Source organism: Agrobacterium sp. O3.4 (genome assembly GCF_041414895.1).
Lineage (GTDB): Bacteria > Pseudomonadota > Alphaproteobacteria > Rhizobiales > Rhizobiaceae > Agrobacterium > Agrobacterium cucumeris.
Genome location: NZ_JALPZP010000006.1, coordinates 66,701 through 92,847, shown reverse-complemented (window position 1 = coordinate 92,847; position 26,147 = coordinate 66,701). Strand labels below are relative to the sequence as shown.

At 58.9% G+C, this 26,147-nt stretch carries 23 protein-coding genes; 8 read left to right on the top strand and 15 right to left on the bottom strand.

All coding sequences use genetic code 11. From position 1 onward, the window contains the following. Window positions 1-32: 32 nt before the first annotated feature. Complete coding sequence (locus tag M0412_RS21925; protein ID WP_142842949.1) at window positions 33-872, bottom strand: inositol monophosphatase family protein; 840 nt, start codon at window positions 870-872, stop codon at window positions 33-35. Window positions 873-1,211: 339 nt separating this feature from the next. Here M0412_RS21925 and M0412_RS21920 point away from each other — a divergent pair, with 339 nt between their 5' ends. The 3 genes from M0412_RS21920 (at window position 1,212) to proP (ending at window position 5,395) form a co-directional block, all read left to right on the top strand. Further along, on the top strand, window positions 1,212-3,188 hold the full coding sequence (locus tag M0412_RS21920; protein WP_269702393.1) for a bifunctional diguanylate cyclase/phosphodiesterase: 1,977 nt from the start codon (window positions 1,212-1,214) through the stop codon (window positions 3,186-3,188). A gap of 229 nt (window positions 3,189-3,417) precedes the next feature. Continuing rightward, window positions 3,418-3,714 carry a PRC-barrel domain-containing protein gene (locus M0412_RS21915; RefSeq protein ID WP_003522015.1) on the top strand — a complete coding sequence of 99 codons (297 nt, stop codon included), beginning with the start codon at window positions 3,418-3,420 and terminating at the stop codon, window positions 3,712-3,714. Between the two features lie 160 nt (window positions 3,715-3,874). Then, window positions 3,875-5,395 carry a glycine betaine/L-proline transporter ProP gene (proP, locus tag M0412_RS21910; RefSeq protein WP_269702380.1) on the top strand — a complete coding sequence of 507 codons (1,521 nt, stop codon included), beginning with the start codon at window positions 3,875-3,877 and terminating at the stop codon, window positions 5,393-5,395. Window positions 5,396-5,499: 104 nt separating this feature from the next. Here the strand turns inward: proP and M0412_RS21905 are convergent, their stop codons facing one another. The 14 genes from M0412_RS21905 to M0412_RS21840 all read right to left on the bottom strand — a co-directional run bounded on the left by M0412_RS21905 (window position 5,500) and on the right by M0412_RS21840 (window position 20,828). Beyond that, window positions 5,500-6,225, bottom strand: a complete 726-nt coding sequence (locus M0412_RS21905) for an SDR family oxidoreductase (protein ID WP_065117861.1) — start codon at window positions 6,223-6,225, stop codon at window positions 5,500-5,502. Between the two features lie 57 nt (window positions 6,226-6,282). Further along, complete coding sequence (locus M0412_RS21900; protein WP_269702376.1) at window positions 6,283-7,893, bottom strand: FGGY-family carbohydrate kinase; 1,611 nt, start codon at window positions 7,891-7,893, stop codon at window positions 6,283-6,285. A 90-nt stretch (window positions 7,894-7,983) separates the two neighbouring features. After that, entirely contained in the window at window positions 7,984-8,715 is a 732-nt protein-coding gene (locus tag M0412_RS21895; RefSeq protein WP_269702374.1) for an SDR family oxidoreductase, read from the bottom strand. A 39-nt stretch (window positions 8,716-8,754) separates the two neighbouring features. Next, window positions 8,755-9,732, bottom strand: coding sequence for an ABC transporter permease (locus tag M0412_RS21890; RefSeq protein ID WP_142842952.1), 978 nt, complete (start codon window positions 9,730-9,732; stop codon window positions 8,755-8,757). After that, complete coding sequence (locus M0412_RS21885) at window positions 9,722-11,224, bottom strand: sugar ABC transporter ATP-binding protein (RefSeq protein WP_269702372.1); 1,503 nt, start codon at window positions 11,222-11,224, stop codon at window positions 9,722-9,724. Before M0412_RS21885 ends, M0412_RS21890 begins: the two co-directional genes overlap by 11 nt. A gap of 71 nt (window positions 11,225-11,295) precedes the next feature. After that, window positions 11,296-12,207 carry an ABC transporter substrate-binding protein gene (locus M0412_RS21880; protein WP_080820364.1) on the bottom strand — a complete coding sequence of 304 codons (912 nt, stop codon included), beginning with the start codon at window positions 12,205-12,207 and terminating at the stop codon, window positions 11,296-11,298. 97 nt (window positions 12,208-12,304) lie between these two features. Then, complete coding sequence (locus M0412_RS21875) at window positions 12,305-13,189, bottom strand: helix-turn-helix domain-containing protein (RefSeq protein ID WP_269702367.1); 885 nt, start codon at window positions 13,187-13,189, stop codon at window positions 12,305-12,307. Between the two features lie 375 nt (window positions 13,190-13,564). Further along, window positions 13,565-14,602, bottom strand: coding sequence for an NAD(P)-dependent alcohol dehydrogenase (locus M0412_RS21870; protein ID WP_142842955.1), 1,038 nt, complete (start codon window positions 14,600-14,602; stop codon window positions 13,565-13,567). Window positions 14,603-14,856: 254 nt separating this feature from the next. Then, window positions 14,857-15,315 (bottom strand): DUF1801 domain-containing protein, encoded by a 459-nt coding sequence (locus tag M0412_RS21865; protein WP_142842956.1) that lies wholly within the window; start codon window positions 15,313-15,315, stop codon window positions 14,857-14,859. A gap of 259 nt (window positions 15,316-15,574) precedes the next feature. Continuing rightward, complete coding sequence (locus M0412_RS21860; protein WP_142842957.1) at window positions 15,575-17,032, bottom strand: FtsX-like permease family protein; 1,458 nt, start codon at window positions 17,030-17,032, stop codon at window positions 15,575-15,577. Continuing rightward, a complete protein-coding gene (locus tag M0412_RS21855) occupies window positions 17,029-17,718 on the bottom strand; it encodes an ABC transporter ATP-binding protein (protein ID WP_269702364.1) in 690 nt (229 codons plus the stop codon). The genes M0412_RS21860 and M0412_RS21855 overlap by 4 nt, the downstream gene beginning before the upstream one ends. Window positions 17,719-17,722: 4 nt before the next feature. Beyond that, complete coding sequence (locus M0412_RS21850; RefSeq protein ID WP_052819162.1) at window positions 17,723-18,187, bottom strand: hypothetical protein; 465 nt, start codon at window positions 18,185-18,187, stop codon at window positions 17,723-17,725. A 114-nt stretch (window positions 18,188-18,301) separates the two neighbouring features. Then, window positions 18,302-20,056, bottom strand: a complete 1,755-nt coding sequence (locus tag M0412_RS21845; RefSeq protein WP_142842959.1) for an alkaline phosphatase — start codon at window positions 20,054-20,056, stop codon at window positions 18,302-18,304. A gap of 178 nt (window positions 20,057-20,234) precedes the next feature. Next, a complete protein-coding gene (locus M0412_RS21840; protein ID WP_174374476.1) occupies window positions 20,235-20,828 on the bottom strand; it encodes a TetR/AcrR family transcriptional regulator in 594 nt (197 codons plus the stop codon). Between the two features lie 121 nt (window positions 20,829-20,949). On the opposite strand from M0412_RS21840, the gene M0412_RS21835 reads away from it, so the two are divergent. The 5 genes from M0412_RS21835 to M0412_RS21815 all read left to right on the top strand — a co-directional run bounded on the left by M0412_RS21835 (window position 20,950) and on the right by M0412_RS21815 (window position 26,144). Beyond that, on the top strand, window positions 20,950-22,176 hold the full coding sequence (locus tag M0412_RS21835; protein WP_269702359.1) for an MFS transporter: 1,227 nt from the start codon (window positions 20,950-20,952) through the stop codon (window positions 22,174-22,176). 292 nt (window positions 22,177-22,468) lie between these two features. Next, on the top strand, window positions 22,469-23,179 hold the full coding sequence (locus tag M0412_RS21830) for a GntR family transcriptional regulator (protein ID WP_052819159.1): 711 nt from the start codon (window positions 22,469-22,471) through the stop codon (window positions 23,177-23,179). A 30-nt stretch (window positions 23,180-23,209) separates the two neighbouring features. Continuing rightward, a complete protein-coding gene (locus M0412_RS21825) occupies window positions 23,210-24,325 on the top strand; it encodes an ABC transporter ATP-binding protein (RefSeq protein WP_269702355.1) in 1,116 nt (371 codons plus the stop codon). After that, window positions 24,322-25,251, top strand: a complete 930-nt coding sequence (locus tag M0412_RS21820) for a sugar ABC transporter permease (RefSeq protein WP_142842962.1) — start codon at window positions 24,322-24,324, stop codon at window positions 25,249-25,251. Before M0412_RS21825 ends, M0412_RS21820 begins: the two co-directional genes overlap by 4 nt. 11 nt (window positions 25,252-25,262) lie before the next feature. After that, window positions 25,263-26,144 (top strand): carbohydrate ABC transporter permease, encoded by an 882-nt coding sequence (locus M0412_RS21815; RefSeq protein WP_035223884.1) that lies wholly within the window; start codon window positions 25,263-25,265, stop codon window positions 26,142-26,144. The last annotated feature ends 3 nt before the right edge of the window (window positions 26,145-26,147 follow it).

Sequence of the window (26,147 nt, the reverse complement as noted above, 5' to 3'; positions counted from 1 at the left end):
CCGCCCTTTCGAGGGCTAAGCTTCGCCTAAAATCAGGCCGATGCGACCCGCTGCCCACCGGATGGCTGCCGCTCGGCCAGAGGTATGCTCGATGCCTCACTCACACCTTTGGCAACGCCACCGGCTGCCGCCAGCACCGGCCCGCCATCCTCAAGACTACCGATTTCCAGGAAAGGGCAGACATCGCCGCCAGCTTCGCTGACGAGTAGCAGTCCCGCAAGACAATCCCATGAATTCATATGCAATTCGAGATAGGCATCGGAGCGGCCATCAGCCACATAGGCAAGCGCCATGGCCCCAGAACCCGCGCGGCGGACATTGGTGCCCATATCGAGCAGGTTCTTGACGACATCGAGATAGATGTCATTCGCCACGCGGGTCGACCAGCCCATTTCGATCGACGCCGCATCGAAACGCTCCGTCTCCGACACCCGGATCGGCAAGCCGTTGCGCGTCGCCCCCTCCCCGCGACGGGCGAAATAAAGCTCGTCAAGCGCGGGATTATAGATCGCGCCGAGCTCGGTTCGACCGTTTTCGACATAAGCGATGGAGATGCAGAAATGTGGAATGCCGCGGGCGAAATTCGCAGTCCCGTCGATGGGATCCACCACCCAGACGCGCTCGCCAATCTCCCCACCGCCTTCTTCTCCGAAAAAACTGTCGTCAGGAAAACACGCCGCGATGGCGCCGCGAATATGCGCTTCGGAGGCAGCATCCGTCACGGTCAGAAAGTCCTGCGGCCCCTTCATCGAAAAGCTGCGCGTCGCTTCGCCCTGAAAGCCTTTCAGCACCAGTTCCCCGGCGGAAAGAATAACGCTGCGGCAGAGTTCGGCGCGAGCCGTCAATGTATCCGGATAAGGCATCGAGTCCATGCGCAACAACCATTTCCCTTAGAGTGAACGCGTGTTCATATTGCACGCGCGTTCAATGTTTTCAAGCGCGATTTTTGGAGGAATTGATTGTTTCGGATCGGACATGGCCAATCCTGCCCGTGCAGGATATCCATCGCAATTGATGGCGCTGAATTAAACGCTTGTTCTGGATCACTCAAGACGTATCAGCGCACTTTGACCAATGCAAATGATGTGTTGCGACAGACAATTGTACACATCTCGAGGTTGATATGGTTTTCCCTCGATTAACCCTGTGTATTTTCAATGATGTAACTGTATTTATGTTATCAACGCCGCTCTCTACTTGATGAGCGGCCAATGAAAATACTAACTGCCAAACAAAAATTTCAAAATTTCATGTCTGTTCGATCTGACAATCCGGACTTGCTGAAAGCACAGTATCGCGCCTTCACACGGCAGATGCCGATGATGTATTTCATACTGCTTTCAAGTACATGGGCGCTGGCCATTACGCATATGCAACTGGCGCCGTTTTGGCTCACCATTGGAGTTCCCAGTCTTTTCACCCTTGGCTGCACGCTCCGGGTCGCATTCTGGTGGAAGACGCGCGGCATCGATCCGAAGCCGAAAATGGCCCATGCGGCACTCCAGCGCACAAACCGCCTGGCGGTCGGCATCGCCATGGCATTCACGCTATGGTCTTTTTTGCTGGTGCCTTACGGGGACGCCTATATGCAGTCTCACGTCGCCTTCTACATGGCGATCACGGTGATTTCCTGCATCTTCTGTCTGATGTATGTGAGATCTGCCGCATTCATTGTCACCCTCATCGTCAACGGCGCATTCATCGTCTTCTTTCTGGCTTCACGGCAACCGACATTCATCGCCATTGCCATCAATGTTCTGCTGGTCTGCGCCGGCATGATGTCCATCCTGTTGACCAACTACCGCAATTTCGAACGTATGGTCGTCTCGCAGCAGCGTACGGAAGCGCTGAGCAACGAGAACCTGCTGCTTGCCAATATGGACAGCCTGACCGAGCTACCCAATCGCCGCGCTTTTTTCACCCATCTGGAAGTCGAGCTGGAAAAGGCCAGAGCCGCAGGAACCCGGCTGGCATTGGGCGTCATCGATCTCGACGGCTTCAAGCCGGTCAACGACCTCTATGGACACTCCGTCGGCGACAGACTGCTGGTCAATGTCAGCAAACGCCTTACCGCCAATCTGAAAGCCAGCAGGGCGTTCCGGCTGGGCGGCGACGAATTTGCCATCGTTGCTCCGATCATACCCGATGATGTGCAGCTCGTTGCCAATGCCAATGCAATTTCAGAACAGCTAAGAGCGCCCTACCATATGCCGGAGGGAACGGTGCATGTTTCCGCCTCGATGGGGATAGCCGTCTTTCCAAATCTCGCCTCCACGCTGGAACAGCTTTTCGACAGGGCAGATTATGCCCTTTATCATGCCAAGAAGACCCGGCGCGGCGATGCCGTGCTATTCGACGCGGAACACGAAAAGCAGATCAATATCGAAGCCCGCATCGAACATCTGCTCAAGCAGCGCGATATGGAAAACGAGCTTTCAGTGGTGTTCCAGCCAATCGTCGATATACGCGATGGAGGAACCGACGGTTTTGAGGCGCTGGCGCGCTGGCATAGCCCGATCCTCGGGCATGTGCCGCCCACCCAATTCTTCTCCATCGCCGAGCGGGCTGGTATCGTCAGTTCGCTGACGCGACCGCTTCTCAAAAAGGCGCTCGCTTCCGCATCACAATGGCAGCCCTCCATCAGGCTATCATTCAATCTCTCGGCCCATGATCTCAATTCCTGCGAAGGCGTGCTGTCCCTGATCGGCATCATCGAAAACAGCGGCTTCGATGCACGGCGTCTTGACCTTGAAATTACCGAAACGGCCTTTGCGCATGATTTCGAGCAGGTCAGGCAGTCGGTCGAAATGTTGCGGCGTCTCGGCTGCGGGATTTCTCTGGATGATTTTGGCACGGGTTATTCCAGCCTGACGCGGCTGCACGCCCTGCCTCTCACCAAGATCAAGATCGACCGCAGTTTCGTGACCGACCTGCACGAAAAGCCGGCGAGCTACAAGATCGTCAAATCGCTTCTCACCCTCAGCCGGGATATGGGACTGGAATGTGTGGTGGAAGGGGTCGAAACACCGGAAGAGCTTGCAGCCCTTGAAGGCCTCGGTGCCACGCTGGTGCAGGGCTATGTTTATGCGCCGCCGCTGCGAGAAGAGGATGTCGATGAATTTCTTTCTGGACGCCGCGCGGCGACCCGCAACAGCGCAGGAAAGTCACAAGCTGCCATTGCGAGTTGACCTGATGGTAGAAGCAAACGGCCGCCCTTTTTCAGCCGGCAGGGAGAGGAGGACCAAGTGCCTCCCGCAGAAGGGCTGCCTGCTCCTCCAGTTGTTCGGACGGGCATCCGCCAGGGACCCAACAATGTACCGATGAGAAATAACCTGCCTTTGCCCGCCGCAAAATTGGATGGAACGGTTTTGCAGTGCGGGAGTTTGTTTTGTGCAAACCAAGACAGGAGGAAGAACAATGGATCACACCAATCACGTACGTCTGGTTGAAACGGAACTCACACCTTCGGTGCTCGAAGGAGCGACCGTTTATGGTGCGGACGACCACAAGGTCGGCAAGGTTGACCATGTCCACGGTGTTGGAGCCGGCAGCACCGCCATCATCGATGTCGGCGGCTTCCTCGGCATCGGCGCAAAGCCCGTGGCCGTGCCGCTCAGCGATCTCGATTTCATGCGGGATGAGGACGGTGATGTCCACGCGGTTACGTCATGGACGAAGGACCAGTTGAAGGACATGCCCGAGCATCGTCACTAAATCCATCCCACCAGACTTCAGAAGCGCCCGGCCATTTGCCGGGCGTTCGTTTATATGGGTCACTCCCTGCCCGCTTCCGCCGGCAAATGGAACGCTTGCGCATGTCAGGCATTTTCATTGCGCGCAATAATTGATTGCAAGGCATTCAAGGGGACAACAATTGAACAGTCAGATTCAGGCCAGCCCGCTGAGCATTGACGACGTGACCGTCATCGATGACGAAAAGGTCAAAAAAGCCGTTACCGCCGCCGCCCTCGGCAATGCCATGGAGTGGTTCGACTTCGGCGTTTACGGTTTTGTCGCGTACGCTGTCGGCAAGGTCTTTTTTCCCGAAGCTGCTCCCGCGGTTCAGACGGTGGCGGCGCTGGCAACATTTTCGGTGCCGTTTCTCATTCGTCCTCTCGGTGGCATTTTCTTCGGTGCGATGGGTGACAGGTTCGGGCGGCAGAAAGTCCTCTCTCTCACCATCATCATCATGGCGGCCAGCACCTTCTGCATCGGCCTCATTCCGGGTTACGCGACCATCGGCATATGGGCGCCGATCCTTTTGCTGCTCTGCAAGCTCGTTCAGGGCTTTTCCGTCGGCGGCGAATATACCGGTGCGGCCATCTTCGTGGCGGAATATGCACCGGACCGCAAACGCGGTTATCTCGGAAGCTGGCTCGATTTCGGTTCGATTGCCGGCTTCGTGCTTGGCGCGGGGTTCGTCGTGCTGCTCAGCACTGCCCTGGGAGAGGCGAAATTCCTCGACTGGGGCTGGCGCATCCCGTTCTTCCTCGCCGCGCCGCTCGGGCTCATCGGCCTTTATCTCCGCCACGCCGCGGAAGAAACGCCAGCCTTTACCGAACGGCTGCAGCGTGCTGAAGAAGAAGACCGCCAGTCGCTCAAGGAGCGGCCGATGGTGCCGATCGCGGAAATCGCCAGAGAGCATACCCGATCGCTGGCGATCTGCATCGGCATGGTTCTCGTCACCAACGTGACCTATTACATGCTGCTCACCTACATGCCGACCTATCTGTCGAAAACGCTGAATTACAGCGAAGATCACGGCGTTCTCATCATCATTGCTGTCATGGTCGGCATGCTGTTCGTCCAGCCTGCAATCGGGCTGCTCAGCGACCGGATTGGCCGCAAGCCTTTTCTTGCCGTTGGCAGCACGGCGATCCTGCTGTTCTCGCTGCCGGCCTTTCATTTCATCGCCAGTGGCCAGGTGGTGCAGATATTCTTCGGGCTGCTCATTCTCGCAGTCGCGCTCAATTGCCTGATCGGCATCATGGCCTCGACCTTGCCCGCCCTCTTCCCGGCCCGCATCCGCTACAGCGCTTTGGCAATCGCGTTCAACATCTCGATCATCGTCGCCGGGCTGACACCAACGGTAACCGCCTGGCTGGTAGAGATAACCGAGAACATCTACATGCCGGCCTATTACCTCATGGTCGCAGCCGTCTTCGGCATCGTCACGACCTTCTTCCTGAAGGAAACGGCCAACCGGCCGCTATATGGCGATACACCAAATGCCTCCAGCCGAAAGGAAGCGAAATCGCTTCTGGCCGAGCAATATCTGCATATTGAAAAAAGCGTCGAGGAGATTGACGAGGAACTCGTCAAACTGGAGGAGCAGAAGAGGATTCTGCAGACCAAACGTGAAGAACTCGTCGGCCGACATCCGGACCTGACCTGACAACGCCACATCATAAAAATGAAATGCGCGGCGGTGCATCCTGCACCCCGCGCATTCGTTTTAGTGGTTTTCAGCGATCCGCTTTGAGACCAGCTTGTCCTGTCTCAAACGGCGAGGAAACCGCCATCCACAGGCAATACGGCGCCGGAAATCATCTTGCTGTCATCCGACAGCAGCAGCGCGATGCTCTGTGCCACCTCTTCAGCTTCGGCAAAACGGTTAAGCGGATGGCGAACCATCATCGGCTGGCTCTTGACCGGATCGTTCCAGGCTTCCGCCGCCAGTTCGGTGAGCGTGATCGTCGGGGCAACGGCATTAACGCGGATACCGTGCGCGCCAAGCTCCTTGGCGAGAACACGGGTTGCGCCTTCAAGACCTGCCTTCGACGCTGCGTAACACAGGTGATCCTGAAAACCGCGATGGCCGGCGATGGATGTGATGTTGACGATTGCGCCACCGCCACCCTTGGCGACACGGGCGCGGGCAAATTCCTGGCAGGTGACGAGAGCGGCGCGCAAGTTGATGCCCAGCACCGCCTCATAACCCGCATCGCTCATGTCGAGCACGCTTTCCAGCACATTGATGCCGGCACTGTTGATCAGGAAGTCGCACGGGCCAGCTTCCGCCATGGCGGCACGGGTGGCGGCGACATCGGCAAGATCGACGCGGATCGAACGGCCGCCGATTTCGCTTTTCAGGCTGTCGAGATCGGACTGCGTGCGGCTGATCGCCACCACTTCCGCACCGCGTGCGGCCATCAGCTGCGCACAGGCGCGGCCGATGCCTTTACCTGCGCCAGTGATGATGACGGACTTTCCAGAAAACTGCATGGAATCCTCGTTATTTTGCGGCCAATACGGCCGGATGATCTAAACTTGTGACGCGGTTCAGGAATGGCTGGCGGATCGAATGGCGCGCGCCGCATTTTGCAGGGCCAGAAATGCGTCGTACCGCGACTGATGAACCTTCTGAAATGCAGGATCAGGCGAAGCACAGCTGGCGATCCGCGACATGGCGGGCATCGCCGCCATCAGGTCCGGATAGGTTCCGGCGGCAACCGCGCCAAGCATCGCAGATCCGAGAAGCACCGGCTCTTCACATTCGGTGAGTTCGACCGGGAGGCCAGTCGCATCCGCCAGCAACTGCCGGGCAAGCGGATGAGCGCCGGCCCCACCGCTAACACTGATGGTTTCCACCGGCGCGCCGTTGCGGGCCTGTGTTTCGATGATCTGGCGAAGCCCGTAACCGAGGCCGAGAAGCCCCGCCACATAAAGCGCGACGAGCGAATCCACACCGGTTTCCATACCGTAGCCGGCAATGATGGCGCGGGCATGGGGATCTGCAAAGGGGGCACGGTTACCGAGGAACTCCGGCACCACATGAAAATCTTCGGCGACTTCCGCTGCGGCGGAAGCGGATGCGGCAAGGCTAAGCGCGCGGTCGGCAAGCCAAACCGGCAAGGCTTTGCCTTCCTTCTCGGCAAGCACCTTCGCCTCGGCAAAGGCAGGATGCAACTGCACCAGATAATCAATGGCCGCGCCGGCGGCGGACTGGCCGCCCTCATTCAACCAAGCGCCAGGAACCATGGCGGAATAATAAGGCCCCCAGACACCCGGCACGAAGGCGGGGTCAGTGGTGGTGGTCATGGTGCAGGAAGAGGTGCCGAAGACGTAACCGAGGCATCGCGATGCATCGCCGCCCGCAGCCACCGTGCCAACACCGCCGGCATGGGCATCGATCAGGCCCGCCGCAACCGCCGTGCCCACAACCAGCCCCATGGCTTTTGCCGCCTCTTCGGTCAGGCCGTTACCCAGCGCCGTGCCCGGATGGACGACGCTTTCACCGATGCGGCGGAAGCCCTGTTCGGCGAGATCGCCAAGCCCTATGTGGTTGAAATATTCCGCATCCCAACGGTTTTCATGAGCAAGATAGGTCCACTTACAGGTTACCGTGCAGGCGGAACGATCAAGCGCGCCGGAAGCCTTCCATGTCAGAAAATCCGTCAGGTCGAAGAAATGCTCGGCACGGGCATAGACATCCGGCCGGTTTTCACGAAGCCACAAAAGCTTCGGCGTCTGCATTTCGGGAGAGATGCGGCCGCCGACATATTTCAGGACGGCATGTTCGCCGGCGTTGATGCGCTCCGCCTGTTCGACGGCGCGATGATCCATCCAGACGACGATATCGCGTTCGGGATGATCGGCAGCGCCGACCGGCAGGGTCTCATCACCAGGCCCGCGAACAACCAGCGAGCAGGTGGCATCGAAACCGATGCCGGCAACTTCGGCCGGATTAATGCCGGCGCGCGAAACGCTTTCGCGCACGCTGTCGCAAACCGCCTGCCACACCTCACCGCTCGACTGTTCGGCAATGCCGCCATCCTCACGGTGCATGCTGATCGGGCGCTTGGCGGTAGCGAGAAGCCTGCCTGCGACATCGAAGACACCGGCCCGCGCCGAGCCTGTCCCGACATCGACGCCAACAAGGTAGGAAGCCATTTGCGATACTCCTCGGAGCGGATCATCCGGTGCTTGAACGATATGGAGCGGCTGGACCGGTTCCGATTTCCCCAGCCGCTCCAGAAGTTTTTAAACGCGGTCGAAGTTGGTCGGGAGAACCAGCATGTCGCGGATGGTGACGGTACGCTTGCGCGTCAGCATGTAGACAACGGCATCGGCCACTTCGCTCGCATCGATAAGGCTACCCGATTCCTTGGCCTTGCGGAGGTTTTCCTCCGGCCAGTCCGCCAGAAGTGCGGAGACGACCGGGCCGGGAGAGACCTGTGCGACGCGCACGCCGTGCGGGATCATCTGGCGGCGCATGCCCTGCACGAAGCTGGTGATCGCCCATTTCGAGCCCGAATAGACCGGCTCCCAATAGGTCGGGAAATGACCGGCGATCGAGCAGGTGACGATGATATCGCCCGTCTTGCGCTCCGACATGTGCGGCACGACGGCCTGCACATTCTTCATCACGGCGTTGACGTTGAGGTTCAGCATCTTGTCGATGGCTTCAGGCGTCGTTTCGGTCAGCTCACCGCCGATATAGGTGCCGGCATTGCAATAGAGGATGTCGATATGATCGACCTTCCCAAGGATTTCCGGGATCATGGCATTGCAGCTGTCGGCATCGAGCAGGTTCGTCACCTGCGGGATGGCGCGGTCACCAAGCTTGGCAGCCAGGTCTTTCAAGGCTTTCTCGTTCCAGTCGACCATGACCACGGTTGCGCCCTGTTCCAAGAGCGCTTCTGTTGTGGCAAGCCCGATGCCGGATGCGGCACCGGTGATGACCGCGATCTTGCCTTGCAGCGATTCAGACATTTAATTCTCCTGCGTTTATGAAGATATTTCCGGGCCGGCTCAGCGCCATTCGCGCCCGATATAGATGGCCAGCAGAATGATGCCGCCCTTGATGACATCCTGCAGATAGGGATTGATACCCATCAGGTTGAGGCCGTTATTGAGAATGCCGAGCAGCACTGCGCCAATCAGTGTGCCGAGGATGAGACCCCTGCCGCCGGCAATCGCCGTGCCGCCGAGAACGACCGCTGCGATGGCATCCAGTTCGAAGCCGACGCCGGCATTGGGCTGGCCACTCATCAGGCGGCCGGTGAGGATGAGGGCGGCAAGTGCTGCGGTGACACCCGAAATGCCATAGACGGCAAGTTTGACACGCTGGGTCTTCACACCCGAAAGGCGGGCGGCAAGTTCGTTGCCACCGAGTGCATAGACGTGGCGACCAAAAGCCGTGCGCTGCAACAGCACCCAGGCAATGGCATAAATCACCACCATGATGATGACCGGTACGGGAACGACACCGACGCGACCGACGCCGAACCAGGAAATCCAGCTCGGAATGCCGCTGACCGGATAGCCGCCGGAATAGATGAGGCCGAGGCCACGTGCCATGCCCATGGTGGCGAGCGTGACGATGATGGCCGGCATCTTGCCCCAGGCGACGAGCGCACCGTTAAAGATACCGATGCCGAGACCGATGAACAGGCCAGCCGGCAGGGCAACCGCGGGAGACAGGCCGGTATTCACCATAAGCCCGGCCGACAGCGTGCCGACAAGCGCCATGACCGCACCGACCGACAGATCGATGCCGCCGGTGAGGATGACGAAGGTCATGCCGACGGCGAGAATGCCGACGACGGAAACCTGCCGCAGCACGTTCATGATATTGTTGACGCTGAAGAAATTGTCGCTCGCAAGCCCCATCAGGATCGATACGACAATCAGGCCCGCCAGAGGCAGGGCGAGCGGCGAACGCAGCATGGCGCCGAGACTGAAACCGCCCGTTTTCGCGGCAACGCCGGTGTTTGCATCAAGCGACATGTTCAACTCTCCCGGTGGTGGCGTTTGTCATTATTGTTTCTGAATTGATGTCTTCGCCCTCGACCGTGGCGACGATGCCGCCGGAACGGAAGACGCAGACCCTGTCGGACATGCCGATCACTTCCGGCAGCTCCGAGGAGATCATGATGATCGAATAGCCTTTGGCGGCGAATTCGCGCATCAGCGAGTAGATTTCCGCCTTCGCCCCAACGTCGATGCCGCGTGTCGGCTCGTCGAAGATCAGCACGCGCATGTCATGGTTCAGCCAGCGGGCAATCACGATCTTCTGCTGGTTGCCGCCCGACAGCGTGTCGACGCGGGCATAGGGCCCCTGCGCCTTCACCTGCACCTGCGCCATGGCCTTTGTCGTGTGCTCCAGTTCCTTTTTGAGATCGAGGAACCAGTGGGCCTTGCGGTATTTGCGGTAATTATTCAGCGAAATATTTTGCAAAATGGAGAAGCTGGTGATCAGCCCCTCCTCCTTGCGGCTTTCCGGAAGCAAGCCGATGCCGCGCATCAGCGCTTCATCAGGGCCGGAAAAACGCGTGTCCACGCCATCGACCTTGATCTTGCGGCGCGAGGCGGAATGCGCGCCCAACATGGCGAGAACCGTTTCCGTGCGGCCCGAGCCGACAAGCCCGGCAAAGCCGAGAATTTCGCCCTTCCGCAGCGCAAAGCGCGAGACGGGGCCGCCCTTCTTCAATTGCAGCTCTTCCACTTCGATCACTTTTGCGGCGGAAGGATCGAGCGGCGGCTTTGGCGGGAAGCTGGATTCGATGCGCCGGCCGACCATCATCTCGACCAGACGGTCATTGTCGACCTCCGAAGTCAGGCAGGAACCGATAAGCTCACCATCGCGCAGAACGGTGATGCGGTCGCAGATCTCGAATATTTCTTCGAGGTGATGGGAAATGAAGATGATCGCCACACCCTGACGTCGCAGTTCACGCATGACCTTGAACAGATGTTCGGTCTCGGACGGCGTGAGCGTCGCGGTCGGCTCGTCGAGCACGAGAATGCGAGCATCCAGCGACAGTGCCTTGGCGATTTCGACAAATTGCTGCTGGGCAACCGAAAGGCGATGCACCGGCACGTCGAGCGGAACATCCACGGCCAGACGGCTCATGATCTCGGCCGCGCGCTTGCGCATGGCGCCCTTGTTCAAAAGGCGAAGCGGCCCGCAGATCTCGCGGGCAAGAAACATGTTTTCAACGGCATTGAGATAGGGGATCAGGCTGAATTCCTGAAACACGATGCCGACGCCAGCGGCAATCGCCTCGTCATAATTGGCGAAGCGGCGATCCTTGCCGTCAATGCGGATCGTACCGTCTGATGGCTGCAAAATGCCGCACAGGATCTTCATCAAAGTCGACTTGCCGGCGCCGTTTTCGCCCAGAAGCGCATGCACCTCGCCGGCGCGCGCCTCAAGGTCGACGCCGCGCAGGACTTCGATCTTGCCAAAGCTTTTTCTTATTCCATTCAGTTCCAGCATTTCACCCTCCTCAATGGTCGGGATTTAACCCCGCCCCCATACTAGATGGGGACGGGGCCTGGGAGGAGTTCTTACCAGCTGAACTCGCCGGCGTTTTTGCTGTCGACGACCATAACGTCGATCGGGACTTCCTTCGGCACCACGCGCGCGCCCCACTTCTGGGCAAGCGCCATGGCAAGGCCGACACGGACCTGGTCACGCGGGAACTGCGCGGTGGTTTCTATGAAAGGACCACCCTCGGCAATCGCCTTCACTGCTTCCGGAGCGCCGTCTACCGAGGTCAGCTTGATGTCCTTGCCGGAACCCTGAATAGCGGCGAGTGCACCCATCGCACCGCCATCATTCACCGAGAAGATACCGGCGAGGTTCGGACGCGACTGGATCATGTTTTCAACGACGCCGAGAGCAACGGAGCGGTCCTGACGGCCGTTCTGCGTATCAACCAGCTTGATGTCGGCGAATTCGGCAAGCGCTGCCTTGCAACCTTCAACGCGCTGCAGGATCGGCACGACCGGAATGCCGTCGAGGATCGCGACTTCACCCTTGCCGCCGAGCGCATCACCGAGATGCTTGCATGACTTGTAGCCCGCGTCACGGTTCTTCGAGCCGACGAAGGTGTCGACCGGGCCGTTTGCGTTGGCGTCGACAGCAACGACGATCACGCCGGCAGCTTTTGCAGCATGCACGGCGGCTTCGATACCGGCGCTGTCCGTCGGGTTGAGGAGCAGAATGTCGATCTTCTGCTGAAGCATGTCTTCAACGTCGGAAATCTGCTTTGCCACATCGTGGCCGGCATCGGTCACGACAACGTCAGCGCCGATGCTTGCTGCGGCTTCTTTCAGCGCTTCCTGCATCGATACGAAATAGGGGTTGTTCAGCTCCTGGAAGGTCATGCCGATCTTCAGCTTTTCCTGCGCCAGCGCCGGAGCAGCCATCATTGCGATTGCGGCTGTTGCCATCAGAAACTTGGATTTCATTTTCATCTCACTATTCCTCCCGTTTGGAAAGTTGGGGCAACAAGTGCCCGTTTCCGGACAGCCCTCTGCCCGAATTGGTAAAAATCGGCGATGTGTCGCTGGTTTAATCCGCCATGACCGCTGCCTTCTGGGCTGCGAATATGGTTCGGAACCTCGACGGCGACATTCCCTTCAATTTCAGGAAATGCCGGTTAAAATTCGAAAGGTTGGAAAAGCCCACATCGTAGCAGACCTCCGCCACCTTCACGTCCTGATCCGCCAAGAGCATCTGGCAGGCAAGATCAATGCGTAACTGATTGCGATACCGCACCAGCGTCGTTCCCGTATGACGCTTGAAGGCACGGGAAAAGGCACTCGGGCTCTGGCCCACCATGTCGGCAAGATCGATTTCCTCGACCTGTTCCGTCAGATGCTGGCGCAGATGCGACAGAGCGCGGTTGATGCCGCTGTCGCCGATGCCGGTCAGATCAAGTTCATAGCTCAGGCTTGCCAGCACCTCGGAAGACGGCGCGTTGACGAGCAGGTCGAGAATTTCCCAGAAAAGCGCAAGCCGCGTCAGCCCTTGCGCCTCGATCAGCCGGAGCACCAGCGGGCGAACCCGGTCGCTCGTCTCGTCGTCAAACAGAATGCCGCGGCGGCTGCGATCCAGCAGGGCGCGCACCACATCCATTTCGGCCATGGAGGTGCAGGCATCCTCGATAAAGCTCTCCGGAAACTGGATCACGAGAGAGCGTGTCGGCACGATCTCGTCCGGCTCGATCTCGCTGATCCAGTTCTGGGGGAGATTGGGACCGGTCATGATGAGCTGACCGGGGGTGAAGCGACCGACGAAATCACCGATATAGAACGTGCCTGACGTGGCAACGACCAGGTGAATTTCATATTCGGGATGATAATGCCAGCGCACGGTGCGGAACGGATAGCCATGCCGCCAGGCAGCGAAGGATTCGCCCTTGCGGATGTGTACCAGTTCCAGATCGGGCTGCATTAATATTCCTCCCATCAGTCACGTCCGCCGTATTTGCGGAGCAAGGCCATTCCTCTTTATGGCTCGTCCCAGGCGTTAACAGGGAGCATATGGCCTGCCGCGCATTTACTTCCACATCAAGCCGGGGAAATTACCGATACTTTTTTGACTCTTTTTTGTCGGAAATTGAATAGTTGCATGCAGAGGCTGCCAATTAAGCTGGCAGTTGCGCTGATTTTTTCGCGCAATTTTGCGTGATACGCCGATATAATATGCATGTCGGGGAGAGATTTGATGAATTTTTAGAGCGCGAACGACCGATCACCGGCAGTTCGCGCTTATACTTTTCCGCAGGGCATCTGCCGCTCAGTCATCAGCGGGCAATTGGCCTGATCGTTATTGCGGCATCAGAATCTGCAGCTTCACATCCGTATCCCGTGCCTCCACCGCACGATCAAAACCGGCGATGCTGTCTTCGAAGGGAATGGTTGCGGAAATAAGCGGCTTCAGATCGACCTTGCCGGATGCGATGAGGGCAACTGCCCGGTCATAAACGTTGGCGTAACGGAAAACCGTCTCAACCCGAAGCTCCTTGGCCTGCAGGCCAACAATATCGACCGGCACCGGATCCACCGGCATACCGACAAGCACGATTGCACCGCCGGGCCGTGCCAGTTTCGCCATGCCAAGCACGGCAGGTGCGGCGCCCGAGCATTCAAAGACGATGTCGCAGCCCCAGCCGTCCGTAGCAGCTGCCACGGCTTCGGCAAGATTACGCTCGCGGATGTTGACGGTCTCGATACCGTCATAAGCGGCGATGATATCCAGCTTCGGCTGAGCGAGATCGGCAACGATGACCTTGGCGCAACCGCCGGCAAGTGCTGCCAGCGCCACCATCATGCCGATCGGGCCGGCACCGGTGACGACGGCGACATCGCCCGGCTGGATGCGCGCTCTGAGTGCCGCCTGCATGCCGATGGCGAAGGGTTCCACCATGGCGCCTTCGGCAAAGGACACATTGTCCGGCAGCTTGTAGGTGAAGGCGGCGGGGTGGATGACCTCAGGCGTGAGGCAACCATGGATCGGCGGTGTCGCCCAGAAGCGAACGGCGGGATCGACGTTATAGATGCCGAGCTTGGATGCGCGCGACGTCGCGTCGGGAATGCCAGGCTCCATGCAGACACGGTCACCGGCCTTCAGATGCGTCACCTCTGCACCGGTTTCGATGACGGTTCCCGACGCCTCATGGCCGAGCACCATGGGAGCATTGACGATGAAATGGCCAATCTTGCCGTGAGTATAATAATGGACATCCGAGCCGCAGATGCCGACCGTATGGGTGCGGATGCGCACATCCTTCGGTCCGAGTTCACCCGAAATGTCAAAATCCCTGAGCGAGAGCTTGCCTTTTTCTTCCAGCACCAGTGCTTTCATCTCATTCTCCATGGTTTGCGATACGCCTGGCAGCGAGTTCAATCAGCGTGATGGCGTGCAACTTCGGCAAAAGTAAACAGAAATCCACCGGATCGGCCGGTTTTTCTTCACGAGGGAAAAACTGTATCGAGGCGCCCGCGATTTCTCATCACCGGCCGGGCGTCATGGCTTTTCCAGAGCGGAAAACAGGACATGATTCGTCTGCCCATGCCGGGGCATTGCCTTCCCTGCAGGGCCTAACGAAACACCCCGCCCTAGAGCTTTTCACCCGGCAACCGGCTTGCCTGTTTCACCCACTCAGCGAACTGCGCCTCATCGAAAGCGCCCTCGTGAATATCCAGGTAACGAACCTTCGGCTGCTTCGACGCACCGGGCGGTGGCGGCTCCAGGGACGCACCGTTGAAGAAACTAACTTTGATATATCTGGCAAAACAGTGAAGGCCGAGGAACCAGACGCCATCCTCCATGCCGTAGAGAGGCGAGTTCCACTTTACGGCCTTGCGCACGCCCGGCACCAGGTTTTCAATCAGCGCGTCGATCCGCGCTCCGACCGGGCTTTTCCAGCCGGGCATGGCGGCAATATAGGCCTGCACCGGCGCATCGCCGTACCCCTTGGCAATCTGTGGATTGCCGCCTGAAAGAAGTTTCGGTGTGACAGCGGAAGCTGTGACCTCCGCGGTTTCGGCAGCTCTTTCCGGTTTCTTTTCAGCCATCTCGTCCCTCCAGTGTCACGCAGTTTCCCGCCGATTTCGCAGGCGTGGGGGAAGCCTGCCACAAAAAGCGACCGCAGTAAAAAAACTATATTTTATCTACGCCTTTCGCTTCCCGCGCCGGAGGGCATGTTCGAAGCCAGGTTGCAGGCGACACAACCCGATCTGTCGGCATGAAGATCGAAACAAGGGGCACGACCGTGCCAGTCACCCCGACTGGCCCCCATTCGATAGATCTAAAAACCGTGGCTTATAGGTACTCTCAGGCGCGGAGTGCGGCTGCGGGAGACTGGCGATAGGCAAGCAGCGCCGGTATCGCGGCCAGAACAGCGGCAAAACCCAGCAGGAAAAGCGCAAGGCGCAAATCTTCGCGGGTGAAGCCGACCGGCAGGATCACGCCACTTTTTGCGGTAAACAGCTGCGCGCCGATATGGGCAGCGCCCAGCCCGAGCAGAAAACCAATGCCGACACCAAGCGCCACCAGAAAGAAAAGCTCCAGCCAGACGATGGCGAAGACCGAGCCGCGGGGCGCACCGAATGCCCGCAATGCGCCGATCTGCCTGCGCCGTTGCCCGACATGGATTACCGTTACCAGCATCAACGCTGCCGCCACCAATCCCTGCGAACCGGCAGCGACCGCCCCCAGAACCATCTTGGCATCACCAAGCGTGGCATAAAGACCCGTCAGTACCTCACCCGGGAAAACGCCAAGCGTGTTGCCGCTGCGATATTCCTGTCTCAGCCGATAAGCATCGGCAATCGTCTTCGGTTTGACGAGAATGGCCGGCAGGCCGGGCATGTTTTCGCCAAAGGTCTCCACGATCGGCGCATCGGGATCGATGCTGCCATGATGATCGGACTCGGCATGTCCCGGAGAGGCACCGGGCACCAAAGCAGCTTTTGGCTCCTGCGGCGTGCCGATCTGAATAATGGCATCGGCGTGGCCGGCCTCACCTTCGACATGCGAGTTACCATCCCCATGATGTGCCCCGCCTTCATGGGCGTGATCATGGCCATCCTCGTGATGCCCCTCATCACGCGCGGCCGCGTGGCCTTCCCCATGGCTCTCACCATGATTCTCCTGCTCGCCCTCGTCATGATCATGGCCATGTTCCTGGCCAAGACCATGGACGTGCCACACAGCCTGAATGGGAACGAGAATGGCGCGATCCCAGGGGGTGCCGGTCGGCTGCAGCTTGCCGACGGCCTTGTAGGCAATCTCGGTATGGGTGCGGCCGCCGGTTTCGGCGGTGCCATGCATCGGCTTGATCTCGGCGCCAACGGAGAGGTTGACGGCAGCGCCCAGAAGCGCTTCGCCTTCCAAAGCAAACATCCTGCCCTCGGCAAAACCGGGCGTGGTGTTGCTGACGAGGCTCGTCGTCGTGCCGACAATGGGATAGCCGGCAAAAGAATCGCCAAATCCGACAGGAGCGGCCCATGCAACACGCGGATCCGCGGCAAGCCGGGTGAGGACGGTGCCATCCACCAGCGGCAGGGGCGCCGCCTGCAGGAAGATGGATGAAAGGATCAACTGTGTTTCGCTGCCGGCAGCGCCAACGACGAGGTCGAATTTATCGGCAGCACGGGCGCTGCCGAGACGCAAAGACCGTTCCTGCAACGTGACCGCCACACCAAGTGCGGTGGCCAGCGCCACCAGCAGAACCACGACGGCCCCGCCCAGCCACAGGCGACGCAGGTCGGCAAGGATGAAACCGATCATGCTGCGATCTCCTTCCGCTCAGTATCGGCAACGAGACGGCCGCCACTGAGGGTCAGGCGCCGGTCAAGGCGACTGATCAAATGCTGATCGTGGCTCGCGACAATCAGTGTGCTGCCGGTGCTGGCTGCAACGGCAAGCAGCAAATCGCCCACCGCCTCGCCACTTTCGAGATCGAGGCTGGCCGTCGGTTCGTCGGCAATGATGACACCGGGGCTGCGCAGCAGCGCCCGGGCGATGGCAACACGCTGCATTTCACCCCGCGACATGGTCTCGACATGCTGTCCGGGGCGCTTGAGGCCAACGGTCGCAAACAGGGATTCTGCACGTTTTATAAGCTCTGCATTCGCCACGCGCGACAGGCGGGCCGGCAACAGGATGTTATCCAGTGCAGAGAGACCGGGGAAAAGATAAAACTCCTGCATGACGAGGCCGATATTGGCAGCTCGCCAACGATCGCGACGGCCTTCGGCAAGATCAGCGATGTTCTCGTTCCCCCACACGACGCGGCCGGTCTTAACGCGCTCAAGGCCGGCGATGAGGTTGATGAGGGTGCTCTTGCCCGAACCGGAACCACCCGTGAGCGCCACGTGGCTTCCGGCAGCGATTTCCAGATGGTCGATAACAAGAACCGGAGCCGCCAGTCCGGGAAAGGAGACGGCAAGATTTTCTATCTTCAGAGGCAGCATGGTCTCAAACCGTCGCGTATTCTGCCTGGCGAATGCGCAGGAGACTGACGAAACCGGTATCCGGATCGGTCCAGGAACCCGTTTCCAGTGTGCCGCGCACTTCGATCGTCTGGCTGGGCTGGGTAAAGGTCTGTTTTTCGCCGAGATAGACGACGACAATATTGTCCGGCCAGTCTGAATCGGTGGAGCAAAACGGGCAGATCGACATGGGTATTTCGGTGAGCACGAAAAACTGTGCTTCAGCCTTCAGCGGCGGCGCCATGAAGCCGCGCATGGCGACCTCCTTGCCGTTCAGCTGTTTGACCTTCTCGGAAAACTCCAGCCCGAGAACGCTAACTTTGCCATAGAGCTCATCGAAGGTGATGTCGCTTTTCGCCTGCGCACGCGTGCCAGCGGCCAGCAGAGGCAGCCCAGCAATGAGACCAAGGGTCTGGCGGCGATTGAACCGCGCCGGATCAGGCTTGCTCATGACCATTTTCCTTCCTGAAAGGTCTTTCATCGTCAGCCGTCTTGGCCGGCAATGCAGGACCGTAAATGACGGCAAGGGCACGCCATGGTGGCGCGCCCTTACCCCGTTCAGATATTAGTTGGTCTGCTTGGCACCGAGAGCGAAAGCTTCGGCGAGACCCTTGTAGACATCGCTCTGTTCCATGTAACCGCGGAAGCCTTCGGCACCCGGTCCTTCGGCCTGCAGCACGACGTCATCAACCGCGTGTACGCCGCTGTCGGAGCTCTTCGGAATGATGCCGGTGACCAGCACGGCACCGGGAACATCCTTGTATTGCTCGTTGGCGATATATTCCTTCTTTTCGTTCTGGATGGCCGGCGCAAACGGGCCATCGAGCTTCGGACGGAAGGTTTCGTAATGATCCGGACCGTTATTGGCGTTCAGGAACAGACGACGCGAAACGTCGACCTTGTCCGGATAGCCGTCGCCGTCCTTGTCTTCGTAGTTCGGGAAACCGGCTTCGGCATAGGTGCCGACCTTTTCACGCATGTCCGTACCGGGCTTGTCATCATCAACGGTGCCGATGATGGAAACGCCGTGGGTATGGTCACCGGTGACGATGATCAGGGTATCAGGGTTCTTGGCCGCAAATTCGCGGGCGACACCGATGGCCTTGTCGAATTCGATCGTATCGACGACAGCGCGATCCCAGTCGAGCGGATGGGACATCTTGTCGACGTTGGCCGCTTCGACCATCAGGAAGAAGCCTTCCGGGTTCTTCGACAGACTGTCGAGCGCAACCTTGGTCATTTCAACCAGACCCGGCTGGTCCGGGAACTTGCCCGTGGTGCCCTTTTTCAGGAACTCGCGGTCAAGCGTGGTATCCATGTTGCCGGTGTGGAACAGGCCAAGGATCTTGCCGGTGTTGGTGCCGGCAGCCGTTGCAAGTTCAGCCTTGCTGGTCGCCAGCGTGTAACCGGCTTCCTTGAACAGGGCGATATAGTCCTTGTCGTCCTTGCGCTTGGAACCGGCAGTCGCCTGCGGCAGGAAGTAGGCGGAACCGCCGCCGAGAAGCACATCCGGCTTCACGTCGAACAGCATGCCGTTAATGTCGGCCTTGTCGCCACGCTTGCGGGTATGGGCAACAACGGCAGCCGGCGTCGCATCCTGCAGTTCGGCGGTGGAGATGATGCCGATCGACTTCTTGGTCTGGCGGCGCAGGGCTTCAGCCAGCGTTTCGACCTTCGGATCGTCAAGCGAAGCCGGAGTACGGTCAGCATAAACGCCGATAGCGTTCACGGCAGTCTTGTGGCCGGTCATGTAGGCCGACATGGTGTTGGCGCTGTCGGTGGCGACGGCGTCGGTGGCGGAGGTGCCGATGAAGGCAACCGGCGGCACGTCATCCATGTTGAGACGACCATTGGCCTTGCCCTCGGTCATGCCCTTGGACATGATACGGGCGGCAGTGCGATGGGCAACCGACAGACCGTCGGCGATCAGGAAGATCACATTCTTGGCCTTCGCCTGGGCAGGCGTGCCATAAACCGTCCAGGTCACGTTCTTGGTCTCGGAACCGGCCGAAACTTCAACCTTGTAGTCACCGGCATTGGCGAGCGTGATGCCGCGCAGGATGACGGCCGAACCAAGAACCTTGTCCTTGTTCTTCTCTTCGGCAACGAACTCGACGTCCTTGCCGAGAACAGCCTTGTAATCCTGGCCATTGACGGTGATCTTGACGTCTTCCGGCTTTACGACGGCGTCGAATTCCGCTTTGAAATCAAACGGTGAACCGGTCAGGATCGTAGCACGATCAAGCGGATAGACCTCGGCAGCCTGAGCGGCGCCGGCAAGAAAGGTCGTAGCGACCAAAGCAGCAACAATTTTGCGCATATTCCCCTCACGAGACATGTGAAAACCACAACCTCTCCTAGACCCGCCATATGACAGTTGGATGACTTGCTGATTGCCATGTCGTGAAAGCTTGCGCTGACGGGGAAGCTGTTAGGCGGCGCTCAACACGCCGCCGCTCTCCCTTCAGTCGAGAGGTGCCCGCCTGAACGGACGCGCATCAGCCTTTGTGAATGCGCAACCCTTCAAGCAAGGTTCGGAAGCTCTCAACCGCCCGTTTGGAAGTCGTCTCAGGATCGTCGGAATTGGCGATCCACTGGGCGGCGCTGCTGCTTGCCGCGTTGATGAAACGGGCACACGCCTCCGGGTCAATATCGGTGATCGTCCCTTCCTGCTTCAGCACATCAAGGCTTCGCGCAACGGCGGAGATACAGCCATTGGCATTTGGCCAGCGGGAGGGATCACCAAGCACGGCCGGTCCATCGCGAAACATGATCCGCTGGATTTCCGGCTCAAGCGCCATGCGGACATAACCGACATTCTCGTCAATGAAACCGTCCCACCGGGTCGCGGCTTTCGACGAGATCTCACAGAGCCTTTTCGTCATCTCCGCGTCGATCTCAGCGACAACCGCCAGCAGCAAGCCCTTTTTATCACCGAAATGGTGATAGAGCGCACCACGGGTCAGCCCCGCCTCGGCGGTGAAGTCGTCCATCGACGCTTCGGCATAACCGATACTGCCAAATGCCTTGCGACCGGCGGACAGCAGCTTTGCCCGTGTCTCGGCAATCATTTCACTGCGGGGTTTGCGCATTTTTTCTCCGTAGTCCACATACATCACGTATATTAGTTGACATACGCGACGTATGCAATTATCTCATTCACATACGCCACGTATGTGTGTGGTAGATACTCCCTGAACAAGGTGCATCCCGATGTCTAATCCATACAGAGAAATTTTTAGGGCTCCGGGCGCGAAGGGCTTTTCCGCTGCCGGCTTCTTTGCCCGCCTGCCAATTGCGATGGCGCCGATCGGCATCGTCGCCATGCTTTCCCAGACCCATGGCGAATATTGGCTTGCCGGCGCCGTCTCGGCAACCTTCGCACTCACCAATGCGGCTGCGGCACCGCAGATCTCCCGCCTGGTGGATCGCAAGGGCCAGAGCAGGGTCCTCATCCCGGCCACCATCATATCGGTCATCGCCTTTGTGGTTCTGATCCTCGCCACGAACCAGAGGTGGCCGGTCTGGACCCTGTTCCTTTCAGCCTTCCTTGCCGCCGCCATGCCCAGCATCCCCGCCATGATGCGGGCCCGCTGGACGGAAATCTTCCGCGACCGGCCAGAGCTGAACACGGCCTTTGCCTTTGAATCCGCCGCCGATGAGCTGGTTTATATTTCCGGCGCATCGCTTTCCGTCGGGCTTGCGGTCTCGCTCTTTCCGGAAGCGGGCATGATGATCAGCACGGCCTCATTGGCGCTCGGCACCTTTGCCTTCCTGCTGCAGCGGTCGACGGAACCCAAGGTGCGCCCGGTGGAAGGCGGCAAACGGCAGCAATCGGCCATACGGCTGCGGCCGGTCCAGATCATCACACTCGCCCTGATCTTCGTGGGCTCGACCTTCGCCACGGCCGAGGTAAGCGCTGTGGCCATCACCAAACAGCTCGGCCAGCCGGAAGCCGCCAGCCTTGTCATCGGTGTCTATGCCATCGGCTCTTTCGTTGTTGGCCTGCTGCTTGGCGCGATCAATCCGAAAATGCCGTTGCAACGGCAATTGCTGATCGCCGTCAGCGTCCTTGCGCTTACCGCCCTGCCGCTTCTCTTTGCCACCACGACCGTTGCCCTGCTCGCCTTTGCGGTTTTCCTTAGCGGCGTTGCAATCTCGCCCATATTCATCACCGCATTCGGCCTTATCGAACGCCGCGTGCCGGAATCGATGCTGACGGAAGGCGTGACCTGGGTGATGACCGGCATCGGTATCGGCATGGCGCTCGGCGCCTTCATCTCCGGCTGGGTCATCGATAATTTCGGCCCCACGAACGGCTTCTGGATGTCCGTTGTTGCCAGCCTTTCGACAGTCGCCATCATTGGCCTCGGTCAGCGCAGCCTTTCCGGAGAGCAGAGACCCTCCGACCCAGCATGTGCGGTACAGCCCGCGGAATAATAACGGCGGCAAAACAGCTGGCATTATCATGCCCGCAAGGCGCTTTTGGCCTTCGCTGAAACTCCCTTCAAAATCAAAACCCTTGCGCCGGAGCGATCAAAAGATCGCTCCGGTTTTTCGGCGTGGCGCTTCCCAACCGATCATTCGCGCTTGACTCTCAAAAACACAATAGATATGTCACTACATAATCTGATATCTCAGTTTGGTAATTGATATGTCTAACGCTCTTGAGTTTCCATCGCTGCCATTGTCCGAACTCGTCACCCCGCGAGACTTGCCGGCTGATGGAAACATGACAAACCGGATCCATGCCCTGCTTCGCAAACTGATTGTCGAAGTGAAGCTGCTTCCCGGGCGTGCACTGTCGGAAAAGGAAATCGCAGCGCTCCTGCATGTCAGCAAGACGCCGGTGCGCGAGGCGATCATTCGCCTTTCCGAAGAAGGTTTCGTAACTGTCGTGCCGCAGGGCGGCACCTATATCTCGCCCATCGACGTGCAGCGTTACATGGAAGCATGCTTCATCCGGTTCAAGCTGGAAGAAGGCGCCGTCATCGAGGCAACCAAGCGGCACTCGCTGGAAGACATCGCCCGTCTGAAAACCTGCATTTCCCAGCAGCGCACCGCTGCCGAGGACGAGGAATTCACGGATTTCTTCCTGCTGGACGAGGAATTTCACCGCACCATCTTCGCCGCAGCCCGCCTTCCCGGCGCCTGGAGCGTCGTCAATCAGGCGAAAGGCGAAATGGACCGGATGCGCCATCTGAAGCGCGTTTTTGCGGTTCGTCGCACTGAAAAGGTGATCGAGGAACACGAAGCGATCGTCAGCGCCATCGAGTCGGGCGATATCGAGGCCGCACGCGAAGCCGTCCAGCGCCATCTCGGATCACTCGAAACCAAGATCGCAGAACTCTCCAAGAACCCGAAGATCTGGACCTTCATCGAGCAGGTCAACACGCGCGTCACGAGGAAGCGCGCCTCACGGGGGTCGAAGACGCCTGACTGAACATTCAAGGCTTTTGAGGAGGGGCCTTTCATGTCTGCAGTTCAAATCAACGACGTCGTCAAGCGCTATGGCGCCCTCGAAGTCGTCCACGGTATCAATCTTTCCATACAGCCGCAGGAATTCGTTGTCCTCGTTGGTCCTTCGGGATGCGGAAAATCCACCACGCTGCGCATGCTCGCCGGACTGGAGGACATCTCGGACGGCACTGTTTCGATGGACGGCCGGGTGGTCAACAAGGTCGCACCGAAAGACCGCGATGTCGCCATGGTATTCCAGAACTATGCGCTCTACCCTCATCTGAGCGTGGCCGAGAACATCGCGTTCGGCCTGCGCGTCAGGGGTGAGAAGCGGGCCGTCGTCGACAAGGCCGTTGCGGAAGCCGCACAGATATTGGGGCTTAGCGAATATCTGGCCCGCAAGCCGGCCGATCTTTCCGGCGGCCAGCGCCAGCGCGTCGCCATGGGCCGCGCCATCGTGCGCCGGCCGAAAATCTTCCTGTTCGACGAACCCCTCTCCAATCTCGATGCCAAGCTGCGCACCCACATGCGCGCCGAAATCAAGCTGCTGCACAAGCGTATGCAGGCCACCAGCATCTATGTCACCCACGACCAGGTGGAGGCGATGACACTTGCCGACCGCATCGTCATCATGAATGGCGGCCATATCGAACAGGTCGGCTCGCCGATGGAGGTTTTTCTCGAGCCGGCAAACACATTTGTCGCAAGTTTCATAGGCTCCCCGCCAATGAACCTTCTGGACGGGACGATCGAAAGCCATGACGGCCGTGTCACCGTTGTCCTGAGCGGCGGCTCCGGGCAGCGCTTCAACATTCCCGATGCCTTCGCGAAGAACGCAACGCAAGGACAGGCCGTCAAGCTCGGTGTGCGGCCGGAAATCATGTCGGTGGAGGCTGGCGATGGCCGTGATGTTCTAAATTGCAGCATCGACCTCGTGGAACCTCTGGGCGCCGAAGCACTGCTGCATGGGAAGGCCGATGGCCAGCCATTCATCGCCAAAGCCGAAACGCTTTATGGTGACCATGCCCTCAACGGCGTCAACCGACTTTCCATCGATACCGCACGCGTCCATGTCTTTGATGCGGCGACCGGGAGATCGCTCAAAACCCGGGATGGAGCGCGGCCATGAAACAGGATTTTCAGGGGCGCCTTCACGACCTTCAGGAAGACATGCGCCGCGACTGGCAGCTCTATCTCCTGCTCGCGCCGATGCTCATCTGGTTTGCGGTTTTCCTTTACAAACCCATGTATGGGTTGGTCATCGCATTTCAGGATTTCTCGATCTTTCGCGGCATCGAAAAGAGCCCCTGGGTCGGATTTGCGAATTTCGTGGAGCTTTTCCAGAATGACATGTTCATTCGTTCCTTCTGGAACACCATCACCATCAGCGGCCTTGGCCTGATCTTCGCCTTTCCGGTGCCGATCATTCTGGCCCTGATGTTCAACGAAATTCAAAGCGGCATTGCCCGCAGCTGGGCGCAGACGGTCGTTTACCTGCCGCACTTCATTTCGGTGGTGATCGTCGCCGGCATCGTCATCAATTTCCTCTCGCCATCAATCGGCATCGTCAATCTTATGCTGAAAGGCCTTGGGTTTGAGCCGATCTACTTCCTGACCCAGCCGGAATGGTTCCGCCCCGTCTATATCGGCTCATCCGTCTGGAAAGAGGCAGGCTTCGAATCCATCGTCTATCTCGCCGCCATCGCCGGCGTGAGCCCGACGCTTTACGAATCCGCCCGGGTGGATGGCGCGTCGCGCTGGCAGATGATGTGGCGCATCACCCTGCCCTGCATCCTGCCGACAATCGTGATCATGCTGATCATCCGCATCGGCAATCTGGTCGAAGTCGGGTTCGAATATATCATCCTGCTTTACCGCCCATCCACCTACGAGACGGCGGACGTCGTTTCCACCTTCATCTACCGCACCGGCCTGCAGGGCACCCAATACGATCTGGCGACGGCCGCCGGCCTGTTCAACGCCGTCATCGCCTTCGTCCTCGTCTATTCGGCAAATCGCATCAGCCGAAAAGTCTCGTCGACATCGCTGTGGTGAGGAGCTGAAACATGGCAAACTTCAATCTCTATTCCCGCGGCGACAAGATTTTCGGCTGGGCAAACGCCATTCTTCTCGGCCTGTTCGTCCTGTCGACGCTCTATCCCTTCATTTACGTGCTGTCGGTCTCGCTCTCCTCGGGCGCTGCCGTCACCGCCGGCCGCGTCACGCTCTGGCCCGTCGATGTCACACTTGCCGCCTATGACCGGGTGTTGTCCGACAGGATGTTCTGGGTCGCCTATGGCAACACCTTCATCTACACCTTCGGCGGCACGCTCATGAGCCTGCTGATCATGATCCCCGGAGCCTATGCCCTTTCGCGCAAACGCCTGCGTGGCCGCACCTTCTTCAACATCGCCATCGCATTTACGCTCTGGTTCAACGCCGGCATGATCCCCTTCTTCCTGAACATGCGCGATCTCGGGCTTCTCGACAGCCGCTTCGGCATCATTCTTGGCTTCGCGGCCAATGCGTTCAACGTCATTCTGCTGCGCAATTTTTTCGAAGCCGTGCCGAAATCCTTCGAAGAGGCTGCCAAGATGGATGGCGCCAGCGAATTGCAGCTGCTGTGGAAGGTATTCATTCCACTGTCGAAACCCGCAATTGTCACCGTCGCGCTGTTCTGCATCGTGTCGCGCTGGAACGGTTATTTCTGGGCCATGGTGCTGCTGCGCGGCGAGGAAAAAATCCCGCTTCAGGTCTATCTGAAGCGCGTCATCGTCGACCTCAACTCCAATGACGAATTCGCCTCAAGCCTGCTCACCGCCCACTATTCGTTCGAGACGGTGACATCGGCGATCATGATCGCGTCGATCATTCCAGTCCTCATCATCTACCCCTACGCGCAGAAGTATTTCACCAAAGGAATTCTGCTGGGTGGGGTCAAAGAGTAGCAG

Coding starts and splice junctions, on each gene's coding strand:
- M0412_RS21925 (WP_142842949.1), bottom strand. CDS start 872: ATGGACTCGATGCCTTATCCGGATACATTGACGGCTCGCGCCGAACTC.
- M0412_RS21920 (WP_269702393.1), top strand. CDS start 1,212: ATGAAAATACTAACTGCCAAACAAAAATTTCAAAATTTCATGTCTGTT.
- M0412_RS21915 (WP_003522015.1), top strand. CDS start 3,418: ATGGATCACACCAATCACGTACGTCTGGTTGAAACGGAACTCACACCT.
- M0412_RS21905 (WP_065117861.1), bottom strand. CDS start 6,225: ATGCAGTTTTCTGGAAAGTCCGTCATCATCACTGGCGCAGGTAAAGGC.
- M0412_RS21900 (WP_269702376.1), bottom strand. CDS start 7,893: ATGGCTTCCTACCTTGTTGGCGTCGATGTCGGGACAGGCTCGGCGCGG.
- M0412_RS21895 (WP_269702374.1), bottom strand. CDS start 8,715: ATGTCTGAATCGCTGCAAGGCAAGATCGCGGTCATCACCGGTGCCGCA.
- M0412_RS21890 (WP_142842952.1), bottom strand. CDS start 9,732: ATGTCGCTTGATGCAAACACCGGCGTTGCCGCGAAAACGGGCGGTTTC.
- M0412_RS21885 (WP_269702372.1), bottom strand. CDS start 11,224: ATGCTGGAACTGAATGGAATAAGAAAAAGCTTTGGCAAGATCGAAGTC.
- M0412_RS21880 (WP_080820364.1), bottom strand. CDS start 12,207: ATGAAAATGAAATCCAAGTTTCTGATGGCAACAGCCGCAATCGCAATG.
- M0412_RS21875 (WP_269702367.1), bottom strand. CDS start 13,189: ATGCAGCCCGATCTGGAACTGGTACACATCCGCAAGGGCGAATCCTTC.
- M0412_RS21870 (WP_142842955.1), bottom strand. CDS start 14,602: ATGAAAGCACTGGTGCTGGAAGAAAAAGGCAAGCTCTCGCTCAGGGAT.
- M0412_RS21865 (WP_142842956.1), bottom strand. CDS start 15,315: ATGGCTGAAAAGAAACCGGAAAGAGCTGCCGAAACCGCGGAGGTCACA.
- M0412_RS21860 (WP_142842957.1), bottom strand. CDS start 17,032: ATGATCGGTTTCATCCTTGCCGACCTGCGTCGCCTGTGGCTGGGCGGG.
- M0412_RS21855 (WP_269702364.1), bottom strand. CDS start 17,718: ATGCTGCCTCTGAAGATAGAAAATCTTGCCGTCTCCTTTCCCGGACTG.
- M0412_RS21850 (WP_052819162.1), bottom strand. CDS start 18,187: ATGAGCAAGCCTGATCCGGCGCGGTTCAATCGCCGCCAGACCCTTGGT.
- M0412_RS21845 (WP_142842959.1), bottom strand. CDS start 20,056: ATGCGCAAAATTGTTGCTGCTTTGGTCGCTACGACCTTTCTTGCCGGC.
- M0412_RS21840 (WP_174374476.1), bottom strand. CDS start 20,828: ATGCGCAAACCCCGCAGTGAAATGATTGCCGAGACACGGGCAAAGCTG.
- M0412_RS21835 (WP_269702359.1), top strand. CDS start 20,950: ATGTCTAATCCATACAGAGAAATTTTTAGGGCTCCGGGCGCGAAGGGC.
- M0412_RS21830 (WP_052819159.1), top strand. CDS start 22,469: ATGACAAACCGGATCCATGCCCTGCTTCGCAAACTGATTGTCGAAGTG.
- M0412_RS21825 (WP_269702355.1), top strand. CDS start 23,210: ATGTCTGCAGTTCAAATCAACGACGTCGTCAAGCGCTATGGCGCCCTC.
- M0412_RS21820 (WP_142842962.1), top strand. CDS start 24,322: ATGAAACAGGATTTTCAGGGGCGCCTTCACGACCTTCAGGAAGACATG.
- M0412_RS21815 (WP_035223884.1), top strand. CDS start 25,263: ATGGCAAACTTCAATCTCTATTCCCGCGGCGACAAGATTTTCGGCTGG.